We start from the raw sequence: 22,293 nt of genomic DNA, 5'->3' as shown, positions 1-22,293 counted from the left end.
CCGGTTCGGTTGTCGCGTCCGCTGTTTCGTCCGTGGCGTTCTTCGCCCAGTACCCAAACCTGAAGGAGTGCAATGCGACGCTTGAAACTACAGCCAGAGATTCAGTGCCATCCAGTCTGGATTTATCAGAATGGGGCGTACGACGACGTTCCTGCGGCGTCATTGAATGTCTCGAACGGCCTCGCTGCCGCGTTGGACGCATGGGCGGAACGCTGGACGCGACTTACGATCTCGTCAACGATCCCGCCAACCCGCACTTCAGCTCACCGGACACCGAACAGCAGTTCTGGGCAGACGGTAGGCACCTCGCGATTCGCCTTCGAGCAGAACTGAATCATGACCGGACCGTCTACTTTGCTCCCGAGAACCTGAACAAGGCCAGTGAATGATCAGGTCCCGATCGCAGGACGACGCCTCCCAGTGACGTCCGACATTCACTGAGCAAGGGGCGGGTCCGAATCGAATCCGGGCGGCGCGCGGTGGAACTCATCGCAGTGCTGGTGCGATTCGAACACACTGCGGCAGAATGATTTTCGGGATTCCGAGGGACGAGCGGGCCGCACAGCCGGGCCCGCCCCGTCGACTGCCGGGTGAAATGGGGGCGGACCCGGTGCGGGCGGCGAGGACTGGTCTGCGGTCAGTCCTCGCCGCCACCCACCGCCAACGCTGTCGTGACGACGGCCGACAGGGGTGGGAGTGTGAGGTGGTCGCCGGTGGGCGGGACCACCCAGTGGCAGCCCTCCCTGGTCCAGCGACCGAGGCCGGTCGGCAGCATGATCGCGCTGCCGATGGCCGGAATGCCGATGTCGAGACGGTTGAGCACGTCCAGCACCTTCGGCGCGGGCGGATCGTCCGGAGTGACCAGGAAACTCCAGCGTGCCCGGCGAGCCAGGACCGGGGCGGACATGCCTTGTGCGGCGCAGGAATCGCCGACCCGTTCCGCGCGACCGGTGGGTAGATGCAGAACGCCGATGCGGCTCGTGATCGGCAACATGACATATCCGGCACGCTCGATCACCGGCAATGCGAACTCGTACCGGTACAACGCGACCCAATCCTCAGCGGTCCTGAGTTTTTCGACGTTCACGGCGAACTCCCTCGGTCCCTCCAAGGTTCCCGCGCACCTACCCCGCGGGGTAACGTCCGCTCACCAGCCTTGCGCTGCCCTTCCGCTGCCTTTGGCACGCGACCTGCTGTTTCCCTGATACCAGCTCGATTTCGGCTGTGGCCGTGATCACTTCACGCTCGTACTCTGGAGTTCTGAGTTCGTGTGGAAAGGGTGACATCGTGGTCCGGCAGTGGTCTGGCAGGGAAGCCCGTGCCCTCCGCGACGCCAAGCGGATGAGTATCCGGGAGTTCGCTGCCCATTTGGGTGTGCACGAACGACTGGTCTCGAAATGGGAGGCCGGGGGCACACGTGTCCACCCCCGGCCGGTCAACCAGGCCGCACTGGACACCTCCCTGGCCAGGTCCGACGAAGTCGTGCGGGCACGGTTCGCGGCCATGATCGATCAGCCCCTCATCGATCGGCCCGCACCTGAATTCGATGCGCGGCCGGATGATTCGGCGCGCGCCCAGTATTCGAGCGACGCGGAACTGCTGACACTCGTCGACAACGGTGCGATGAGAGGTGATGCGTTGGGAACGATTTCGGAGAGGGATCTGATCATGGCGGCCGCCCACGAAGCCAGCGAGCATGCCGGACGCGCCGAGTCCACCAATATCGGCGCCACCACACTCGAGCAGTTCGACGCCGATGTCACCCGCATCGCCAACGACTACGTCCACGCCTCACCGGTCCCGATGATGATCGAGATGCTGCGCGTGCGGCGGCGGGTGTACCGATTCCTGGAGGGGCATCAGAGTCCCGCGGACACCGGCCATCTGTATCTGCTGGCCGGAACCCTGTCCGGGCTGCTCGCCAATGCCAGCACCGATCTGGGTTATCACGACGCCGCGGGCGAGCAGGCCCGCGCGGCCTGGGCCTATGCGGAACTGTGCGGCCACAACGGATTACGCGCCTGGACCCGCGGCATGCAGGCGCTGATCGAATACTGGTCCGAACGTCCGCGCCGCGCGGTGCAACTCGCCCAGAGCGGGCAGCAGTACGCGGATTCGGTGACCGCGCGGGTGCGGCTGCTCAATATCGAGGCGCGCATCTGGTCCAAACTCGGGTCGATCAGCGATACCGAGCGCTGTATCCGGGCCGCCGACGTGGCCCGCTCCGGAACCGGCGCCGACGAGCTGCACGACGAGATGGGCGGCGTGTTCGGTTTCGACGAACCCAAGAGCCACTATTACGCCGGGGCAACCTATATCCATCTGGGCCAGGCCGAACCGGCCCTGATCGCGACCGATCGCGCCATCGACCTGTACGCCAACGGCCCGCAGGAGCAACGCTCCTACGGCGCCGAGGCGCTGGCGCGGGTGGACAACGCGGCCGCGCACCTGATCAACGGCAGTCTCGACGGCGCCGCCGATTCGGTGCGCCCGGTCCTGGAACTGGCCGAGGACAAACGCATCGCCCAACTCGAGGAACGCCTGACCGGCCTGCGGCACCGCATCGCCGGCCCGCGCTTCCGCGCCGCGGTCGAGGCCCGCACGCTGGACGAGCGCATCGAGGAATTCTGCGGAGCCAATGCGGCCCGCGGCATGCTGCCCATCGATCCAGCGCTCTGACCTGCTCCACTGTCCGCGGCAAGCCTCAAGAGCCGCGACCGAACGCCGAGACCCCCGGGGCCGCGAACAGCCGGAGCGAAGCGGAGGCAATCCAACACGGTTCGCGGCCCGTCTCGCCGGTCGGACGCGTGGCGGGTGCGAGGAACGAGTGCCCGACACGGGGCCGAACGGTGAGACTTCGGGGGCCGCGAACAGCTGGAGCGAAGCGGAGGCAATCCAACACAGCATGGCACCATGGGACGGGTGAGTCCTACCAGCCAGTCACCGCGGCGCCCGCGTCCGCTGGAGCAGTCGCGCAAGCTCCAGAACGTCCTGTACGAGATCCGGGGCCCGGTACACGCACATGCGGCACGGCTGAAGGCCGAGGGGCATCGCATTCTCGAACTCAACATCGGCAATCCCGCGCCGTTCGGTTTCGACGCGCCCGATGTGATCATGCGCGACATGATCGCCGCGCTGCCGGTCGCGCAGGGCTATTCCGAGTCCAAGGGCATCCTGCCCGCGCGGCGCGCGATCGTGACCCGCTACGAGCTGGTCTCCGGATTCCCCGAATTCGACGTCGACGACGTCTACCTGGGCAACGGCGTATCCGAGCTGATCACGATGACCATGCAGGCCCTGCTGAACAACGGTGACGAGGTGCTCATCCCGGCGCCGGACTATCCGCTGTGGACCGCGATGACCAGCCTGGCCGGTGGCACGCCGGTGCACTATCTGTGCGACGAGTCCAACGGCTGGCAGCCCGATGTAGCCGATATCGAGTCCAAGATCACCGATCGGACCAAGGCGCTGCTGATCATCAATCCGAACAATCCGACGGGTGCGGTGTACTCGGCCGAGGTGTTGCAGCAGGTGGTCGACCTGGCCCGCAAACATCAGCTGCTGCTGCTGGCCGATGAGATCTACGACAAGATCCTGTACGACGACGCCAAGCACACCTCGCTGGCCACCCTCGCGCCCGACCTGCTCTGTTTGACCTTCAACGGCCTGTCCAAGGCGTACCGGGTGGCCGGATACCGCTCCGGCTGGGTCGTGATCACCGGTCCGAAGGAGCACGCGAGCGGATTCCTGGAGGGTATCGATCTGCTGGCCTCCACCCGCCTGTGCCCGAATGTGCCTGCGCAGCATGCGATTCAGGTCGCCCTCGGCGGCCATCAGAGCATCGAGGATCTGATCCTGCCGGGCGGGCGGCTGCTCGAACAGCGCGATATCGCCTGGCAGAAGCTCAACACCATTCCGGGAGTGTCCTGTGTGCAGCCCAAGGGTGCGCTGTACGCGTTCCCGCGGCTGGATCCCGAGGTGCACGAGATCCACGACGACGCTAAGCTCGTCCTGGACCTGCTGTTGCAGGAGAAGATCCTGATGGTGCAGGGCACCGGTTTCAACTGGCCGCAGCACGATCATCTGCGGATCGTGACGTTGCCGTGGGCGCGCGATCTGGCGGTGGCGATCGAGCGGTTCGGCAACTTCCTGGCGAGCTACCGGCAGTAGGGCCGACCTCCCGCAAAACAAACCGGAAGTACGAGAAGTCTGGTTTTTGAAGACTTAGCTAGCGCAAAGATCGCCGGTTTGTGTACAGTGGTTTTCGGCACCGAAAGTGCCCCGGCCGAGCCGCCTACCCCCCTGGGCCGCTCGGCCCCGGGTTCAGCCGCCTACCCCCCTGGGCCGCTGAGACCCCGGGCGGCGGAGACATCCCCCTGCTCTCCGCCGCCCCCTCCACATTCTTCGTATCTCGCCGGATTCCGTTGGTATGTCCGGTTTTTCGGCATGCCCGGGGCGAACGCCCGGAAGCACTGCCGGTGCCGGTCGCGGCCTCATCCTTTACGCTCGCCCGGTGAGCGACCACCATCACCACCACGACCACTCCGGTCCGATCGCCATCGGGGCCACCGCGGCCCGCATCGTCGTCGGACTGCTGACCGGCATCGGCGTGCTCGTGGTGATCGGCGCGGTGGTGTTGTGGCCGAGTCATCAGCACATCGATATCCCGCTGCCGATGCAGAACGGCGGCGGCGGCGCGGTGCAGACCGAGGCCGGCACGGTGACCATGCAGGACACCGGCCCCTGCGGCAGTCCGTCGAACGGCAAGGCGTTCGCCGATACGCCCGAGCCGCCGCCCGGCAACAGTTACAACTGCGCGCGCAGCCTGGTCTCCATCGAATCCGGACCGGCCGCGGGCAAGCACACCCTGCTGGAGATCGCACCCGGTCCCGGGCAGCCCGTCCTGCATCAGGGCGATCACATCCGGATGATGCGGCAGAACGATCCGAGCGGCCAGCCCACCTATTCCTTCGAGGACTATTCCCGCGGCTTCCCGCTGACGCTGGTGGTGCTGATCTTCGCGACGGTGGTCGTCGTGGTGGCCCGCTGGCGCGGGCTGCGCGCGGTGCTCGGGCTCGTCTTCGCCTTCGCGGTGGTGGTCATGTTCATGCTGCCCGCGCTACTGGACGGCAAACCCGCGCTGCCGGTCGCGGTGGTGGCGGGGGCGATCATTCTCTACGCGGTGCTGTATCTGGCCCACGGGGTGAATCTGCGCACGAGTTCGGCCCTGCTGGGCACGTTGAGCGCGATGTTGCTGGCGACGGTGCTGTCCTGGGCGGCACTGAAACTCACCCATGTGACCGGGCTGTCGCAGGAGGACAACACCAATGTCGCCACTTACGTGCAGCATGTGAGCATCACCGGACTGCTGCTGGCGGGATTCATCATCGGCTCGCTCGGTGTGCTCAACGACGTCACCATCACCCAGGCATCGGCGGCTTTCGAACTCGCCGCAATCGACGAGAAGGCAACGCGCCGTGAGGTTTTCGCCGCGGCAATGCGGGTGGGACGGGACCATATCGCCAGTACGGTGTACACGCTGGTGCTGGCCTACGCCGGCGGGGCGCTGCCACTGCTGCTGATGTTCTCGGTGGCGGGGCGGTCGTTGAGCGATGTGATCACCGGCGATTCGGTGGCCATCGAGATCGTGCGATCCGCCGTCGGCGGTATCTGCCTGGCGTTGTCGGTGCCGCTGACCACCGCCATCGCGGTGCTGCTCGCGCGGCCGTTCGCGCTGAAGTCCGAGCCCGAACCGCCGCCCCGGCGCACCCTTTCCGCGAAAGGCGTTGCGGGCGAACGGGCCTCGCGCCGCGAGCCGGGCGCCCGGTCGCCGCGGCGCCCGGCCGAACCGCAGCGCCGGGCGGCGGCCGAAGCCGCGCCGGAGGACGATGACGACGAGAACTATCTGCACAGCCTCGCCCAGGAGGAGTACCGGCCCGCGCGGCCGGGGCGGTCCGAGCCGCGCCGGAATACCGAAACCGATTCGGCGAGTGGCGGTTTCGCCGCGACGGAAGATGCCCCCGATGCGTACCGAAACCGGTCCGGCGAGCCGTATCCGCGCCACCGCGCGAGCGATCCAGCGGCGAATCAGCAAGCCGCCGAACCATATTCGGGTGAACAGCCGGTCGCGCCCCGGCAGCGCCTGAGCGCGGAACCGCCGCACACGGGGTCGCAACCCTACGTACCGAGCGCCGACCCGTACTCGAACCAGTGGGCGGACCGGGCCGAAACCGGTTATTCCGCGCCCGATCCGACCGGCGCCGAGCACTGGCCGCACCGGGCGAATCGCATGCCCGCCGAACCGTCGCCGAACTACGAAACCGGCTACGCCGCGAATTCCGCCTACGACAGCGGTGCGAATTCCTCGCCCGACTGGTTCGCCGACGCGACACCGGATCGCCATTCCGCCGAGCCGTACCGGGAACCATGGCCGGCCGACCCCTATGCGAGCGATACCTATTCCAGCGGGGGCTATTCGAACCAATGGACCGGCGAACAGTATCCGGGCAACGCCCCGGCCGACCCTCCGCGCCGACCCAGGCCTCGCCTGCCCGGCCTGCCCGAGAACACCGATACCTCCGGCCGCCATTACCGCCGGGACCTGCCGGACGACGAATGACTACCGATGCGGCCCCGGCGGGAGCAGCTGCGGCAGGGTCGGCACCACGATGGCGGGCAGACCCGGAACGACGATGATCGTATTCGGCCCGGGCGGCGTGGGAGCCGGATTCGAGGTGTGTTGACGGTACGCCGGAGCCGGGGCCACCGAGGCATTGGTGGAATCGACGGGCGGGGGTGTGACCGTCGTTGCGGGCGCGACCGGGCGCGGGACGCTGGTCGGCACCGCGCTCGGGGTCGATTTCGTGCTCTGCGAATCACCCTGCAGTACCTGCGGGCCCCAGCCCAGGGCCATACCCAGCGCCGCGACGACGACCAGCGCGCCCACCGCGATCCCCGCGACGCTCAGATCGCGTTTGCCCCCGGGCGGGCGGAGCGTACCCGAGGGGAATTCGCGTCCCACGGGCCGCGACCCGCGGCCGCCCAGCATCAACCGCCGCCTGACGCGCCGCGACCGGCCGCCACCGGGCACCGCCCGGCCGGGTCCGATGACCGGGAGTATCTCGGTCTCGGCCTCGAAGGCCGCGCGGGCCTGTGCGGCGGCCCGGGAAGGGCGAGCCAGCAACGCGGCGCCGCGGGCGATCACCGTCTCCGGATGCGCCGGCGCCAGCACCGGAACGCCCAGCCACCGTTCGAGCACCTTCGCCACCTGCGGAATCTGCGCGCAGCCGCCGATCGCGACGACGGCCTGCACCGACCGCTCGGAGCGGGTGATCACATCGCGCGTCATCCGGGCCGAGGACTCCACGGCCAGCATGATCAGCGCGTCGAAGTTCTCCTGCGACAGCAGCACCAGCCCGTATTCCGATGGCATGGCGACCGCGGTGCTGCCGGTCAGCTGCTCCTTGGCCGAGCGGCACAGCTGATCGAGCAACTCCAGCCCCTCGGGATCCGGCGGATGGGCGATCCGGCCGGAGGCGATCTGCTGTTCGCGGATCAGCGCGTCCAGATAGTCGCCGCTGATATCGCTGGTGCGCTCGCTGTAGTGGATCTGGCGGGTGGCGATATCGACCACGCTGATCGACAGGCCCGCACCGCCCAGATCGTAGACCGCGATCGTGGTCTTCCCCCGCAGATCCCCGCCGGCCTGCAGGAATTCGACCGCCGCGGCCACCTCGGGCACCAGTTCGTAGTTGATGATCTGTCGGCGCGCGAGGGCCGCGCGCACCGCCCGCGCATGCGGTTCGCTGCGATAGGCGATCGCGGTGGCGCTGATCTCGGGACCGAGTGCCGCGACGATCGCCTCGACGGCGGCATCTTCCACGGGTTGGTCTTCGACCGCGACGGCCCGGACATCGAAACTGTCCGGCGCGAAATGTTCGGCGGAATTACCGGTTCGAGGACGCGCAATGCGAATGGCGCTCGCCCCCACCGATATTCCCAATACCGAACTCATCTGCTGCCCATCTCGTCTCACACCTTACGACGTGCGCGCGGGCCGCTACGCGAGCTGGGTTCTACGCAAGCTCCAGCCGTTGTCGCTCACGTCGCGCTATGGGCCACTGTACCTTGCCCCTGCGGACAGGCTACGGCGTGCCGAGGCCCGCGTACACCCATCCGGCCGCACGCCACCTGGCGCGTTCGAGACAGTTGCGGCCGTCGATGATCGACCGGGAACGAACCACCGGATTCAGATCCTCGGGACGTAATGCGGTGAATTCCTTCCATTCGGTAAGCACCAGAACGACATCCGCGCGATCGCAGGCATCCGCAACGGAGGTAGCGTAATTCAATGTCGGAAATACTCGGCGTGAATTCTCCAGCGCCTTGGGATCATAGACACTGACCACCGCGCCGTGCAGTTGAATCATTCCCGCGACATTGAGTGCCGGTGAATCGCGAACGTCGTCGGATTCGGGTTTGAATGCGGCGCCGAGAACGGCGACGTTCGCCCCGAGCAGCGACCCGCCGCAGGCCTGCGCGGCCATGTCGACCACCTTGGTGCGGCGGCGCATGTTGATGTTGTCGACCTCGCGCAGGAACGCCACGGCGTGATCCGCGCCGAGTTCACCGGCGCGGGCCATGAACGCGCGGATGTCCTTGGGCAGGCAGCCGCCACCGAATCCCAAGCCCGCGTTGAGGAATCGCCGACCGATGCGGGCGTCGTAGCCCAGCGCGTCGGCCAGCACCGTGACGTCCGCGCCGGTCGCCTCGCACACTTCCGAGACCGCGTTGATGAACGAGATCTTCGTAGCCAGAAAGGCATTCGCCGATACTTTCACCAATTCGGCTGTGGCCAAGTCGGTTTGCAGGAACGGCACCTCGGCCTCGAGCAGATCCGCGTAGACCTCACGCACCAGTCCGGCCACCCAGCCGGCTCGCTCGCGCGCGGAGTCCAGGCCGAGTACCAGCCGGTCCGGGCGCAGCGTGTCCTGGACCGCGAAGCCCTCGCGCAGGAATTCCGGATTCCACGCCACCTCGACCTCGGCGGTCGCCGCGGCCCGGGCCCGGACGCCGAGTTCGGCCGCGGTACCCACCGGGACGGTGGATTTGCCGATGATCACCGCGGGGCGCTCGATCAGCGGTGCGAGCGAATCCACCACGGCGTGAACATATTTCAGGTCCGCGGCGTATTCCCCCTTCTTCTGCGGGGTGCCCACGCCGAGGAAGTGCACGTCGGCGTGGTCGGCCGCCTCCGGATAGGAGGTGGTGAAGCGCAGCCGCCCGGCGTCGAGGTTGCGGCGCAGCACCTGCTCGAGTCCCGGCTCGTAGAAGGGCGTCACCCCGTCCGAGAGCTTGGCGACCTTGCCCGGATCGACATCGACGCCGAGCACGTCGTGCCCCAGTTCGGCCATGCACGCGGCATGTGTGGCCCCCAGATACCCAGTCCCGAAAACCGTGAGACGCATATTCCATTGGTAAGCGCCCCTCGTGGCCGGGCCGCATCGCCGAGGCAAGTGCCCGGGCAACATCAGATGTACAGGCGGAAACCACCAGCTCACCGCACGCTGCGCGGTAACCCGGGTGGACACCGCACGCCCAAACCCGGAAACAACCGCCCCGATCCGGGTCGCGGCGAACCGGGTGGCGCAGATCGCAGGTTGCGCTACGCTGGAGCCCTGTCGCGAGGGGGGATCCGAAATGACAGCGCTCCTTCGCATTTCGTGTGAACGGAGAATCCGCCGATGCCCGATGTCGCCGTAACCGCACTACCCGGGAGTGCGCGGACCGCGCCGGCCGGAGTCGAAATACTCGGCCCGGTCGATCCGGCCACGACCGTCGAATTCACGGTGGTGCTGCGCCGCCGCGCCGAACTGCCCGCCGATCTGGTCGCCGGCCCGCGCGCGGTGTCGGGCCCGGAGCTCACCGAACAGTTCGGGGCCGACCCCACCGATCTGGAACTGGTCGTCTCGACGCTGGAATCGGCCGGCGCCACGATCCTCGAGCAGCATCCCGGATCGCGCCGGGTGCTGGCGAGCGCACCGGCGTCGGTGGCGCAGCGGCTGTTCGGCACCGAGTTGCTGCGGGTGAGCGCACCGCATCCGATCGCCGGGGAGCGCGTCGAACACCGCATGCGCGCGGGCGGGCTTTCCACTCCGGCAGACTTGGCGGGCGTGGTCACGGCCGTGCTCGGCCTCGACGATCGCCCGCAACTGCGGCCACATCTGCGCGCTGCCGATACGGCCACCGTCGACACCGAGCAGTACACCCCGACCGGCCTCGCGGAGATCTACCGCTTCCCCGACGCGCAGGGGCAGCTGCAAAGCGCGGCGATCCTCGAATTCGAGGGCGGCTTCGATCCCGCGGACATCACCGCCTACTTCGAGGAACTCGGCATCGCGGAGCCGAAGATCACCGAGGTGTCGGTCGACGGAATATCGAACGGCGGCAACGCCGCACCGGCCGCCGGTGAGACCGCACTGGACATCGAGGTGCTTGGCGCGGTGGCGCCGGGGGCCGAATTGCGGGTGTACTTCTCGACGTGGTCGGACCGGGGCATCGTCGACGCGCTGGCCGCGGCGACGTTCGCCGAAGTGACCCCGACGGTCATCAGCATCAGTTACGGACTGCCCGAAGAGTCGTGGACCGGGCAGGCGCTGGCCGCGATCGACGCCGCGCTGGCCGACGCGGCGGCGCTGGGCATCACCGTCTGCGTGTCCTCCGGTGACGACGGCAGCCGGTCCCAGGACCCCGCGCCCGGCCCGCACGTCAGTTTCCCGGCGTCGAGCCCGCACGTTCTGGCGGTCGGCGGCACCACGCTGTACGCCGACCGGCACACCCGAGTCGTCGACAGCGAATCGGTCTGGCACGGCCCCGGATTCCGCAACGCCGGAGGCGGCGGGATCAGCGCGACCTTCGGACTGCCCGCCTGGCAGGCGCGGGCCGGTGTGCCGCCGCGCGACGGCCGCACCGGACGCGGCCTCCCCGACGTCGCGGCCGTGGCCGATCCGGCAACCGGCTATATCGTCCGGTTCGCCGGCCAGAACGCGGTATTCGGCGGAACCAGCGCCTCGGCCCCGCTGTGGGCCGGGCTGATCTGCCGGATCGCCGACCTGTTGCAGACCCGGGTCGGGCTGCTTGCGCCCGCGCTGTACCGGGATGTGGCCGCCGGGCAGGTCGCGGCCGGTTTCCGGGATATCACCGAGGGCACCAACGGGCTGTATCGCGCCGGTTCGGGCTGGGACGCGTGCACCGGGCTCGGCGTCCCGCAGGGTGCGGAGCTGCTCGAAGTCGTGCGGCAGTACCTGATCTACGGGGCGAGCTGACCACGCTGGTTACGATCGGCGGATGTCACAGCGGCACGGCGGAGCCGGAACGAGGCGGGCCGTGCTCGTCGTGCTCGTAGCCGTGGTGGTAGCGGTGGCCGCGCTGTGGCCGGTTTATGTTCGGCCGCAAGTGGATTCGCCCGCGCGTGCCGACGCGATCCTGGTCCTCGGCGGTGCGCACGACGGGCGCGAGGAACTGGGGTTGCGGCTGGCGCGGCAGGGTTACGCGCCGCTGGTGCTGTTCTCGGACCCGTACGAGCACAGCCCGCTGATGAACCGGATCTGTCACGGCGGGTACCGGGTCGAGGTGGACTGCTTCGACCCGGACCCGCGCACCACGCTCGGCGAGGGCCGCGCGCTGGCCGAGCGGGCGCGGGCGGGACACTGGCGGCGGGTGATCGTGGTGACGTTCACCCCGCACATCTCGCGGGCTCGCTATGTGCTCGGAAAATGCTGGGGCGGGGAAATTCTCGTGGTCGACGCGCATCCGCCCATCTCGTTGTGGCGGTGGGCGTACAACTTCCTGTATCAATCGGTCGGATATGTGAAGGCCGTCACCGAGAATTGCTGAGCCCAGCCGAATCGGCCGTTACGGGTGTGAAGTAACCCATCCGTAACGGCCCGGCAAACGCGCCCGCACATTGGCGAATCACGCTCTGCCCAGAGCCTGCTCACACAGGCCGGGATCGAGGGAGTTCACGTGGTCGAGGTCGAGGATCGCCGGGTGCAAGCCACCGCGACGAAGGAAACACTGGAAGACTACACGTTGCGGTTCGCGCCGCGCAGCTATCGGAAATGGAGTCCGGCCGTGGTCGGGGTCTCGGCCCTGGGCGGCATCGCCTACCTGGCCGATTTCTCCATCGGTGCCAATGTCGGCATCGCGAACGGCACCGGGAACGCGCTGCTCGGCATCGGTATCTTCGCGGTCGTCATCATGCTGACCGGATTTCCGCTGGCCTACTATGCCGCGCGCTACAACATCGATCTGGATCTGATCACCCGCGGCAGCGGATTCGGATACTACGGGTCGGTGATCACCAATCTGGTGTTCGCGTCGTTCACGTTCATCTTCTTCGCCACCGAAGGCTCGATCATGGCGCAGGGATTGCAACTGGGACTCCATATTCCGCTGTGGCTGGGATATCTGGCCTCCACCCTGCTGATCTTCCCGCTGGTGATCTACGGCATGAACACCCTGGCCAAACTGCAGGTGTGGACGACGCCGCTGTGGCTGCTGCTGATGGTGTTGCCGTTCGTATTTCTCCTTGTGCGGCACCCGGATTCGGTGCGCAGCTTCTTCGCCTACGGCGGCAAGGACGGCGGCGGAGTGAGTCTCACCGGCGCGTTGCTGGCCGCGGGGGTATGCCTGTCGCTGATCGCGCAGATCGCCGAGCAGATCGACTATCTACGTTTCATGCCGCCGAAAACACCGGAGAACAAAGGTAAATGGTGGGGCTGGATGCTGCTCGCCGGACCCGGCTGGGTGTTCTTCGGCGCGGTCAAGCAGATCGTGGGCCTTTTCCTCGCGGTGTACCTGATCGCGAATCTTCCCGGTGCGCAATCGATCGCCAATCAGCCGGTACATCAGTTCCTGGAGATCTACCGCGATATGGTGCCGGGCTGGCTGGCCATGACGCTGGCGGTGGTGCTCGTGGTCATCAGTCAGATCAAAATCAATGTGACCAACGCGTATTCGGGCTCGCTGGCGTGGACGAACTCCTTCACCCGGGTCACCAAGACATACCCGGGCCGTCTGGTATTCCTCGGCGTCAATCTGGCGATCGCACTGATTCTCATGGAAGCCAACATGTTCGACTTCCTGAACAATATCCTCGGCTTCTACGCCAACTGCGGCATCGCCTGGATCGTCACCGTCGCAACGGATATCGCGGTCAACAAGTATCTGCTGAAGATCTCGCCGAAGCAGCCGGAATTCCGGCGCGGCATGCTGTACAACTTCAACCCGGTGGGCCTGGTCGGATTCGGCGCGGCGGCGGTGCTGTCCATCCTGACCTTCTTCGGCGCGTTCGGCGGCACCCTGAAACCGTATTCGCCGATCGTCGCGGTGGTGCTGGCCTTCGTGCTGACCCCGCTGACCGCGGTGCTCACCAAGGGCCGTTACTACCTGCGGCGCACGGACGACGGCATCGATCTGCCGATGTTCGACGAGCACGGCAACCCGTCCGGGCAGACCCTCACCTGCCACGTCACCGGGGTCGAGTTCGAACGCCCGGACATGATCGCCTCCGCGGTTCCCGGCCCGGAGGGCGAGATCCAGTACATCAGCTCCTTGGCGCTGTCCACCGACAAGTCCGGCGAACACGTCCTGCCCGGGCACTGATTCGCAAAGCGCCGACGCACCTCGCCCGGAGCCGCCTCGCGCGGACTCGCGGCCGGGGTGCGTCCGCGTTCAGGCGGTCGCCGAGGGCTTGGGCAGCGGGAAGTTCAGGTAGGCCCGCGAGGGGGTCGGACCACGCTGACCCTGATATTTGGATCCGGCCGCACTGCTTCCGTAGGGGTTCTCCGCGGGGCTGGTCAGGCGCAGCAGGCAGAGCTGGCCGATCTTCATCCCCGGCCACAGCGTGATCGGCAGATTCGCGACGTTGGACAACTCCAGGGTGATGTGCCCGGAGAATCCCGGATCGATGAATCCGGCCGTGGAGTGCGTGAGCAGGCCAAGCCTGCCCAGACTCGACTTACCCTCGAGCCGCCCGGCCAGATCGTCCGGCAGGGTGCACACCTCGAGCGTCGAGCCGAGCACGAATTCGCCCGGGTGCAGGACGAACGGCTCGCCCTCGGTGGGCTCGACCAGACTGGTCAGCTCGTCCTGGCGCTGCGCCGGATCGATGTGGGTGTAGCGAGTGTTGTTGAACACCCGGAACATCCGGTCCAGCCGCACATCGATACTCGACGGCTGCACCAGCCTCTCCTCGAACGGCTCCAGCCCCAGCCGGCCACTGGCCAGCTCGGCACGAATGTCGCGATCGGAAAGCAGCACGCTGGAATCCTAGTCGCGACGTACCGCGCCTGGATCGAGGGTGGTGGAGACCGCCGCGCGGCGCAGCGCGGCCGTGGCGAGGTAATCACCGAGCTCGGAGCGCAGCACCCGGTCCAGGGACTGGGCCAGACTGGTGTGCACCGCGGTGACGCCCAGTTCGCGCAGGTGGTTGAGCATCTGGGTGGTCTCGGCGATCTCCGCGTTGGTCTCGGGCAGCCAGCCGGGGCCGTGCTCGGCGACCAGGTGGTCCTTGGCCGCGGTGACCATGAGTTCGGCGATATCGTCCACCCGGCTGATCACCGCCGAGTACAGATCCAGCAACCTGCGCAGGCCGATACCGTATCCGTGCAGCTCGGCGAAGGTGGTGAGCAATTCTGGTTCGGTGAATTCGACGGTCTCCTCGTGCAGCCGGACCAGGCCGAGTTCGCTGAGACGGGCCAGCAGGTCCGGATCGGGCATTCCGGTGTCCTGCTCGCCGAGCACGGTGGAGACCAGCTCGCGCGGCACCTCGAGCGTCTCGCCCTTACCCCACGTCGCGGTCACCGCGTGTTGCAGGCCGAGGATCTCGGTCAGATCCTTACCGGTCTCCCAGCTGGTGATGAAATCGGCGATGTGCGCGATGGTGAACCCGCGCTGCAGCAGCGCGTCGATGATCTTCAGCCGCTCGAGATGCGAATCGTCGTAGATGAAGGCGCGGCCGCTGCGTTTGACCGGCACCGGGAGCAGCCCGCGCTCCTGGTAGGCGCGCACGTTGCGGGAGGTGGTCCCGGCGGCTCGGGCGAGATCGTCGATGCGGTATTCCGCCATTCGAGGATCTCCATTCCCTTCGCTGTCGGGCACCGGAATACCCGGCCGCCGGGCGCGGCGCGGGCGTCGTACTTCGTCGAGTCTAACCGGTGGCCGTGGTCACCGGCCGCCGCTCGCCGGGCGCGTGGGCCGGCGTCAGGACGAAGTCTTCCGGGTTCACCCGCGCCAGCTCCCGCGTGTACTGGCTGCCGAAGCCCGGGTACATGGTGGCGTTGAACCCGTCCTCGGTGAGATACCAACTGCGACAACCGGAATTCCACGTGGTGCCGGCCAGCCGGCGTTGCAGCCGGGCGTTGTAGCGGTCCTGCCGGTCCCGGCGCACTTCGAGGGCGCGCAGATCCCGGTCCAGGATCAGGCCGATGGCATCGGTCAGGTAATCGATCTGGGCCTCCATGTAGACCAGCGCCGAGTTGTGTCCGGGTCCGGAGTTGGGGCCGAAGGTGAGGAACAGATTCGGATAACCCGCGACCGTCACGCTCTTGTACGCGTATGCGCCCCTGCGCCATTCGTCCGCCAGCAGCCGCCCGTCCCGGCCGGTGACGGGTACCGGCGAACCGGTCTTGGACACCTCGAAACCGGTGGCGAACACGATGCAGTCGAAACGGTGCTCGATGCCCTCGGCGGTGCGGATACCACGCGGGCTGATCGCGGCGATCGGCCAGGTCACCAGCGTGCAGTTGTCCCGCTGCAACGCCGGATAGTAGTCGCTGCTCATCAGCAGGCGTTTGCACCCGGCCCGGAAGTCCGGGGTCAGCTGACGCCGCAGCCAAGGGTCGCGCACCTGAGTTCGCAAGTGCAGCAGGGCAACCGATTCGACCACCCGGGTCAGTGGGGTGTTCCACACCACGCCCAGCGCGACGGACTCGTGCCCCCAGAACCACGCCTCGCGGGCCAGCGACTGGGTGATCGGCAACTGCCGGTAGAGGCGCCTGGTCAGCGCGTTCGTCTCCCGGTTCACGCGCGGCAACACCCAGCCGGGCGTGCGCTGGAACACCTTGACCGATCCGGCCCGCCGGACGAGTTCCGGAATGATCTGCACCGCACTGGCGCCCGTGCCCACCACGGCCACCCGCTTGCCGGTGAAGTCGTAGTCGTGATCCCAACGGGCACTGTGGATCTTGTGACCCTCGAAGGTCTCGATCCCCTCGATCGCGGGCAGGCTCGCATTCGCCAGCGGGCCGGAGGCGAGAACGACGCTGCGCGCCTTGACTTTTCGCCGTCGTCCACCGAAGGAGAGCGTCCAGGTGCCGTCGGCCTCGTCGTAATCGACCCCGGCCACGTTGTGACCGAAACGGATTCGCGGCGCGATCCCGAATTCCCGGACCATGGTGTCGATGTACCCGAGAATTTCCGCACTGCCGGAATAGGTCCGCGACCAGTTCGGATTGGGCGCGAAACTGTAGGAGTACAACCGCGAGGGGATATCGCAGGCCGCGCCCGGATAGGTGTTGTCCCGCCAGGTGCCGCCGGCCCGGTCACCCCGCTCGAAGATCGCGAAGTTGCCGATTCCCTTCTGCCGCAACCTGATCGCGGTGCCGATTCCGGCGAAACCCGCTCCGATGATCGCCACGTCCAGCATCTGCGTCTCGCCCCGCGACGCCCCGCTCGGCCCGCTCACGCGACCGGCTCGTAGGTCAGTTCCTTCGACCACGTCGGCTGTGGCCGCAGCAGCGCCTTGGGATAGTGCGCGGTCAGCTTCACCATGGCGTCGGCGAACAGGTGGTACGGGTGGTCGCGATGCACGACCCAGTTGCTGTGCAGCTTGACGAACTGGAACATCGGCAGCCGCCGCACGAACTCGCTGCGCTCGCCCACACTCGCGTACCGGCGCATCGCGCCGTACAACTTCTCCTCGCTGACGCCCATCGCGACGATGTTGTCGCGCATCTTGTTCAGCAGCGGAATGTAGCTCAGCGTGCCGACGATGAGCGAGGGCTTGCACCAGCCGCCGACCATATCGATCGCGAGTTTGCGCAGCGGCGCGTGGCCGAGCAGATCCATCACCGCGTAATCGGTTGCCAGGTGGCGGGATTCGTCGTTGTTGATCCTCTTGAACACCTCCTGGGCGACCGGATCGGCGACCTCGTCGGTGATGAATTTGATCAGCGCGCCGTCCAGGGCCACCTCGAGCATCGGGATCACGGTGCCCAGGAAGGACAGCGACATCCCGTCGGAATACTTGTCCAGGAAATCGATCACCAGCTTGACGTTGACGTTCGGCTCCGGAATCTCGTCACCGTCGAGCATGCCCCAGCGCCGCATCAGGGCGAGTTCGGCGTTGGCGTGCCGCTGCTCCTCGGCGTGGAAGTACCGGTAGATCTCCTTCAGTGTTTCGGTCGGAGCCTTCTTTGCCATGGCCGCGAAACCCCGTGCGCCGACGTTCTCGATCCACATCAGATCGGCCATGAAGGGCTGCAACCGGGCATGCAGGTCGGGTTCGATCAGCTCGGCTCCCGGTGCGTCCCAATCGATGTCGGCCAGCGCCCACTGCCGGGACTTGATCTTGGCCAGCATATCGTCGAAGTCGAAGGACATCTCAGACTCCTGTCTTCGTATCGTTGCCCTCCGCCGCCTCGATCGATGCCGGAGCATCGTGCGGCAGAAGGTGGTTCAGCACGCCCAGGGCGTGTGTGTAGAGGGCGGGGAAGTGGCGCTTGAGGTGCCAGATCACCTGCGCGTCCAGCTGCGGCAGCACGTACAGCCGGCCGCGGTCGTTGGCGTCGAGGGTGGTGCGCGCCACCTGCTCCGGCGTGAAACCGGTCCAGCGCATGAGGGTTTCGGCCAACTGCTGGGAGGCGGCGGTGATGCGGCCGTCCCTGGCGACATTGGTGCGCACGAAGGTCGGGCACAGCACCGTCACCGCGACGCCGCTGCCGGACAGTTCCGCGGCCATGGTCTCGGACAGTGAGATGACCGCGGCCTTGGATACGTTGTACGGGCCCATCGAGGGCGCGGCGGCGAATCCGGCCGCCGAGGCCACGTTGATGACACCGCCGCGCCCGGCCGCGCGCAGCCTGGGCACGAAGATCTCACTGCCGTGCACCACGCCCCACATGTTGATGCCCAGGGCCCAGTCCCAGTCCTCGAAGCCGATCTCCCCCACGGGTTTTCCGCCGATGCCCACACCCGCGTTGTTGACCACCAGGGTGGGCGGTCCGGCGAAGATCAGCTCCGCGTGCATGGCCAGGCTCTGCACGTCCTCACGCCGGGAGACGTCGCAGACGACCGCGTGCGCGTCGCGGCCGTGGACGCGCCGGATCATTCGGACCGTTTCCTGCGCACGCGCCTCGACGATATCGGCGCACACCACTTCGCCACCGCGCGCGGACAATTCGAGGGCGAACGCGCGTCCGATACCACTGCCCGCACCGGTCACCACCGCCTTGGCGCCGTGCGAGCGGCGATTGCCGCCGAATGCGGCCAGCAGGTCGTCGAGTATCCGCATGATCAGCTCACCCGTTCCCGGACAGAGGTTTCCGCGAGTGCGGAGCGGACGAATTTCGCGGTGCGGCGCAGTGCGAGCCCGGCTTCGGGCACCAGCAACGGCAACGCCTGGAAGACGTGAATGCGGCCGGGCCACATTTCGAGCTCGCAGCGGGCGCCGGCCGCGACGGCCATCTCGTACAGCCGCCGCGCGTCATCGGACAGCATCTCCTCGGCGCTGGCCTGCACGAACAGCGGCGGCAGCGGGGTACCGGGCGCGATGTCCAGGCGCAGTCGCGGCGAGGCCGGGCACTGTCCGCGGGTGTACAGCTGCACGAGCCGGCGACCGGCCCGCGCGGGAGCCATCGGATCCGGGCGCCGCCGATCCCGCTGTTCGGCGAGCGTGAGGGTGAGATCCATCAGCGGCGAGAACATGAACGCTCCCGCGGGCTGCGCGATACCCGTGCGGCCGTTGTGCAGCAAAAGATCCAGCGCCAGATGCCCACCCGCGGAATCACCGCCGATCACCAGATCGCCTGCCCGGTAGCCTTTTTCGAGCAGCCACCGATAACCGGCCGCGACATCGTCGGCGGCCGCCGGGAATCGGTGTTCGGGTGCGAGTCGATAGTCGACGAGGAACACCGGCAGCCCGGTGGCCTTCGACAGCCGCGAGGCCAGCCCGCGGTGCGTGCGCGCCGAACCCACCACATATCCGCTGCCGTGGATGTAGTAGATCGCCCGCTCGCCGTGTTCCACCCCGGCCGCACGCACCCATTCCCCGCCCAGGTGGCCGGAGCGAACCTCGACCACCGCGGTGCCCGGCAGCGGCGGCCCGAATGCCGCCATCACCGCGGCAATCAGCCCGCGTCCCGCCCAGATGCCCGCCCGGTTCGCCGGTAGCAGCCCATTGACCTGCCGCAACCCGGCCACCGAAGCCACCGCCGCGACCTGCGCCCGCAACGACGCGGCCCTCGGCAGCCCGGCGTCAGGGGTCACCGTTGACCCTGTACTCGTCATGCTCCGAGCATCACAGCGAATGTGCCAGTTGTCAATGGCACATTCAATTCTGCAATTTTTGCGCCCGCTGATCGTTGTGCCGACGGTCGGCCGTCGTGCTCGCGCGGCCGATCGCGATCGCCAGCGACCACCTGCGGGCCACCAGCCGCGCGATCAGGCGGCCGACAACAGCGCGGATCGGCGTCGCCGCTGTCGAACTGAAAATATCTGCACGGCAACATGTTTCGCCGTCCCAGGCATCGACGTCAGGCCACCCGGATATCAGCTCCTATGCGGCCGAAACAGGCTGGGGGGCAACGTGATCCGTTCACCCGAAGCCTACCGGGCGGTCGGTTCACCCGAGCATCGCGCGCAACCGGCTCGGGGCCAGATCACGCGGCTCGCGACGATCGCGGGCGTATTCGGTGACCAGTCGCTGCAGCAGGTCGTTGATCGGGGTCGGCACCCCGTGCAGGCGTCCGAGCAGTGCGATCTCGCCGTTGAGGTAGTCGACCTCGGCCGAGCCGGTCGCGCGGGCCAGGCTCTGCCAGGTCGAGCCGCCCAGCCGGGGGACGCCCTCGATCTGCTGCAACCGCATCCGATCGCCTTGTACCTCTTGACGTTCCGCCTCGTCGGTGTAGGGGATCCCGGCCGCGGCCAGCACCGCCTCGCCCTCGGCGCGGGCGCCCTGCCACAGGTCCTGCGCCGGTTCGCCACTGTCGTCGAGCAGGGCCATCAGGGCGTTGCCGAGGTTGTTGAGCAGTTTGCCGTATTTCCAGCGCATGACGTCCTCGACGACCGGGGCAAGGAACGCCGTCGACGCCAGATGCTTACCGAATTCCGTTATCGTGGAATCACTTCCGCGCGGATAGCGGCCGAGTGTCAGGATGCCGCTCATGGGAGCGGTATGCGAGACCACCACGCCCGGTTCCAGGTGCGTCGCGGGCAACCAGACGCACATCCCGTACACGGTGCGGAAGATCCGCTGCGCGACCCGCTCGTTCTCGACGCCGTTCTGGGCGCACACCAGCGCGAGCCGGTCCGCGGCGGTCCCGCCGCCCGCCACCGGCGCGGCGGCCCACTGGGTCAGGGCCGCGCCGGTGTCCTGCGATTTGACCGCCAGCACCAGCACGTCGTCGGCCCGCAGCTCGCCGAGTTCGGCGTGATCCGTCACGGCGCGCACCGGCAGCGTCTCGGCGCCTTCGACGGTGACCAGGCGTAGCCCGTTGTCCCGCAGGGCCGCCAGATGCGCACCGCGGGCGACCAGCACCACGTCGTTGCCGCCCTGAATCAGTCGCGCGCCGATGACACCGCCGACCGCACCCGCCCCGATGATGATGTATCGCATATCGGCGATGCTAGGTGCGATCGAGCACGCGCACACGACCAGCGCTCATCCTGATCCTGACCGCGGTCCGCGCATCGCGGTCGCCGATTCACCGGCCACTCGCCGGAGCCTCGGCGAGCCGCCGCAACGCGGCCAGGCCCGGAGCCGGATCCGCGGGGACGTCCGGCCCTGCGATACCGGACAATTCGTCGTGGCCGAAGCCGGTCAACCCGCGCAGCGCCTCGGTGGCGGGTTGTCCGGCGCGGTAGGCATCGCTCAGACGCATCCGCCACAGGCCCGCCGCGATCTCACCGGCGCGTCCGGCCCGCGCGCACGGCAGGTAGCCGGCCGCGTCGTCGGAGACCGCGGCCCAGACATAGCCCACCACATCCGAATTCAGCCGGACCGGCAGATATCGGACCGGCGCGCCGGTCGTGTCGGCGTAGCTCTCCAGCGGAACGCTCACCAGCGGACCCCAGCCCTGCTCCCGGTCCACCGGCGTGCCGTCGGGATATGCGCCGTCCTGGATCAGCGGCCCCTCGCCCAGGGGCGGCCCGTCCGGATTGAGCTGCTCCCACAACCAGGTCAGGCTCGGCGACTCGGCGGTAACACTCTGCGGCGGAACGATTCCGGCGACCGCGTCCTCGGGTGCGCCGATCCATCGCTCGATCGCGGCACGCGGCGTCAGCCCGGCCGCGGCCGCCTCGTTCAGCCTGGCCTCCCAGGCGATCAGGCAGTCCAGATCAGCGCCCGCCACCGCGAGCCGGCGCTCGAAACCCGCGGCGTGCTGATTCGGGGATGCCCACAGACAGCCGATCAACGTGCCGCGCCGGTAAACGGGCAGGTAGCCGACAGGCAGGCGGGTCCAGTGCTGATAGCCGGTAGGTGTGCCGGGGGTCATGAGTACTCCGAACCTGTTGTGTCCCTTGTCTGTATCGCGCCGGTCAGATCCGGAAGTTCGCTCGCCGCGGCCGCTGTCCGGTGGCGCGCTCCAGCTCGAACGCCCACGTCACCGCGTGCGCGCAGATGTCGTGGATCGTCGCGGTATCGGTGCTGTAACGATAGGTCCCCGGGTCGATCGTCAGCACGGGAACACCTCGTCCGGTACGCGAGAACCTGCTCCCCGGTTCCGCAATTCACTTCGAATTCTCCTGCTGCTCAACATGATCCGAGGCCGGCGCCACGCAGCCCACCATCGTCACAAAAGGACGGTACCCCGACTCCGACCCCGCCTCCACCCCGCCGCCCACCGAACGTGATCCGCCCCAGCCACCCTCTTGATCAGCCGGATTGCCCCCACCGCCCCCCGATCTGCTATCGTTCCCCCAGCCCCTCGCGGCAACGCCGGTGTAGTTTAGTGGTAGAACATCAGCTTCCCAAGCTGAGAGTGCGGGTTCGATTCCCGTCACCGGCTCTCC

The 22,293-nt window shown here is 67.6% G+C and carries 17 protein-coding genes, 1 tRNA gene and 2 pseudogenes; 8 read left to right on the top strand and 12 right to left on the bottom strand.

What is annotated here, in order from left to right; genetic code table 11:
- Window positions 1-72: 72 nt before the first annotated feature.
- Window positions 73-389: pseudogene (locus AC5WS7_RS36640) on the top strand (immunity protein CdiI family protein).
- Window positions 390-637: 248 nt separating this feature from the next.
- Here the strand turns inward: AC5WS7_RS36640 and AC5WS7_RS36635 are convergent.
- On the bottom strand, window positions 638-1,087 hold the full coding sequence (locus AC5WS7_RS36635) for a hypothetical protein (RefSeq protein ID WP_495959237.1): 450 nt from the start codon (window positions 1,085-1,087) through the stop codon (window positions 638-640).
- Between the two features lie 254 nt (window positions 1,088-1,341).
- On the opposite strand from AC5WS7_RS36635, the gene AC5WS7_RS36630 reads away from it, so the two are divergent.
- The 3 genes and pseudogenes from AC5WS7_RS36630 to AC5WS7_RS36620 all read left to right on the top strand — a co-directional run.
- Entirely contained in the window at window positions 1,342-2,679 is a 1,338-nt protein-coding gene (locus AC5WS7_RS36630; protein ID WP_495959236.1) for a helix-turn-helix domain-containing protein, read from the top strand.
- 234 nt (window positions 2,680-2,913) lie between these two features.
- Window positions 2,914-4,170: a pyridoxal phosphate-dependent aminotransferase gene (locus tag AC5WS7_RS36625; protein WP_495959235.1), complete on the top strand. Its 1,257-nt coding sequence runs from the start codon at window positions 2,914-2,916 to the stop codon at window positions 4,168-4,170.
- Window positions 4,171-4,513: 343 nt separating this feature from the next.
- Window positions 4,514-5,782 (top strand): annotated as a pseudogene (locus AC5WS7_RS36620) (YibE/F family protein); the annotation flags it as partial.
- An 837-nt stretch (window positions 5,783-6,619) separates the two neighbouring features.
- Here AC5WS7_RS36620 and AC5WS7_RS36615 read toward each other — a convergent pair.
- Both AC5WS7_RS36615 and AC5WS7_RS36610 read right to left on the bottom strand, forming a co-directional pair.
- Window positions 6,620-8,014, bottom strand: a complete 1,395-nt coding sequence (locus AC5WS7_RS36615) for a DUF7159 family protein (RefSeq protein ID WP_495959234.1) — start codon at window positions 8,012-8,014, stop codon at window positions 6,620-6,622.
- A gap of 130 nt (window positions 8,015-8,144) precedes the next feature.
- Window positions 8,145-9,467, bottom strand: a complete 1,323-nt coding sequence (locus tag AC5WS7_RS36610) for a UDP-glucose dehydrogenase family protein (RefSeq protein WP_495959233.1) — start codon at window positions 9,465-9,467, stop codon at window positions 8,145-8,147.
- Between the two features lie 276 nt (window positions 9,468-9,743).
- Here AC5WS7_RS36610 and AC5WS7_RS36605 point away from each other — a divergent pair, with 276 nt between their 5' ends.
- The 3 genes from AC5WS7_RS36605 to AC5WS7_RS36595 all read left to right on the top strand — a co-directional run bounded on the left by AC5WS7_RS36605 (window position 9,744) and on the right by AC5WS7_RS36595 (window position 13,665).
- Window positions 9,744-11,324 carry a S53 family peptidase gene (locus tag AC5WS7_RS36605; RefSeq protein WP_495959232.1) on the top strand — a complete coding sequence of 527 codons (1,581 nt, stop codon included), beginning with the start codon at window positions 9,744-9,746 and terminating at the stop codon, window positions 11,322-11,324.
- Between the two features lie 22 nt (window positions 11,325-11,346).
- Window positions 11,347-11,895, top strand: coding sequence for a YdcF family protein (locus AC5WS7_RS36600; protein ID WP_495959231.1), 549 nt, complete (start codon window positions 11,347-11,349; stop codon window positions 11,893-11,895).
- A gap of 129 nt (window positions 11,896-12,024) precedes the next feature.
- Window positions 12,025-13,665: a purine-cytosine permease family protein gene (locus AC5WS7_RS36595; RefSeq protein ID WP_495959230.1), complete on the top strand. Its 1,641-nt coding sequence runs from the start codon at window positions 12,025-12,027 to the stop codon at window positions 13,663-13,665.
- Window positions 13,666-13,734: 69 nt separating this feature from the next.
- Here the strand turns inward: AC5WS7_RS36595 and dcd are convergent, their stop codons facing one another.
- The 9 genes from dcd to AC5WS7_RS36550 all read right to left on the bottom strand — a co-directional run bounded on the left by dcd (window position 13,735) and on the right by AC5WS7_RS36550 (window position 21,963).
- Entirely contained in the window at window positions 13,735-14,322 is a 588-nt protein-coding gene (dcd, locus tag AC5WS7_RS36590; RefSeq protein WP_495959229.1) for a dCTP deaminase, read from the bottom strand.
- A 9-nt stretch (window positions 14,323-14,331) separates the two neighbouring features.
- Window positions 14,332-15,129 carry a MerR family transcriptional regulator gene (locus tag AC5WS7_RS36585; protein ID WP_495959228.1) on the bottom strand — a complete coding sequence of 266 codons (798 nt, stop codon included), beginning with the start codon at window positions 15,127-15,129 and terminating at the stop codon, window positions 14,332-14,334.
- Between the two features lie 82 nt (window positions 15,130-15,211).
- Window positions 15,212-16,708, bottom strand: a complete 1,497-nt coding sequence (locus AC5WS7_RS36580) for a flavin-containing monooxygenase (RefSeq protein ID WP_495959355.1) — start codon at window positions 16,706-16,708, stop codon at window positions 15,212-15,214.
- Window positions 16,709-16,743: 35 nt separating this feature from the next.
- Window positions 16,744-17,664 (bottom strand): ferritin-like domain-containing protein, encoded by a 921-nt coding sequence (locus AC5WS7_RS36575; RefSeq protein WP_495959227.1) that lies wholly within the window; start codon window positions 17,662-17,664, stop codon window positions 16,744-16,746.
- Between the two features lies 1 nt (window position 17,665).
- A complete protein-coding gene (locus AC5WS7_RS36570) occupies window positions 17,666-18,574 on the bottom strand; it encodes an SDR family NAD(P)-dependent oxidoreductase (protein WP_495959226.1) in 909 nt (302 codons plus the stop codon).
- 2 nt (window positions 18,575-18,576) lie between these two features.
- Window positions 18,577-19,569, bottom strand: a complete 993-nt coding sequence (locus AC5WS7_RS36565; protein WP_495959225.1) for an alpha/beta hydrolase — start codon at window positions 19,567-19,569, stop codon at window positions 18,577-18,579.
- 334 nt (window positions 19,570-19,903) lie between these two features.
- A complete protein-coding gene (locus AC5WS7_RS36560) occupies window positions 19,904-20,896 on the bottom strand; it encodes a ketopantoate reductase family protein (protein ID WP_495959224.1) in 993 nt (330 codons plus the stop codon).
- 88 nt (window positions 20,897-20,984) lie between these two features.
- Window positions 20,985-21,776: a hypothetical protein gene (locus tag AC5WS7_RS36555; protein WP_495959223.1), complete on the bottom strand. Its 792-nt coding sequence runs from the start codon at window positions 21,774-21,776 to the stop codon at window positions 20,985-20,987.
- A gap of 43 nt (window positions 21,777-21,819) precedes the next feature.
- On the bottom strand, window positions 21,820-21,963 hold the full coding sequence (locus tag AC5WS7_RS36550; protein ID WP_495959222.1) for a hypothetical protein: 144 nt from the start codon (window positions 21,961-21,963) through the stop codon (window positions 21,820-21,822).
- A 255-nt stretch (window positions 21,964-22,218) separates the two neighbouring features.
- Here AC5WS7_RS36550 and AC5WS7_RS36545 point away from each other — a divergent pair.
- A tRNA-Gly gene (locus AC5WS7_RS36545) sits at window positions 22,219-22,289 on the top strand.
- The last annotated feature ends 4 nt before the right edge of the window (window positions 22,290-22,293 follow it).

The organism is Nocardia sp. PLKS1-43, from assembly GCF_059510335.1.
The sequence above is the reverse complement of the archived record's forward strand: the minus strand, read 5'-3'. Positions and strand labels throughout refer to the sequence as shown.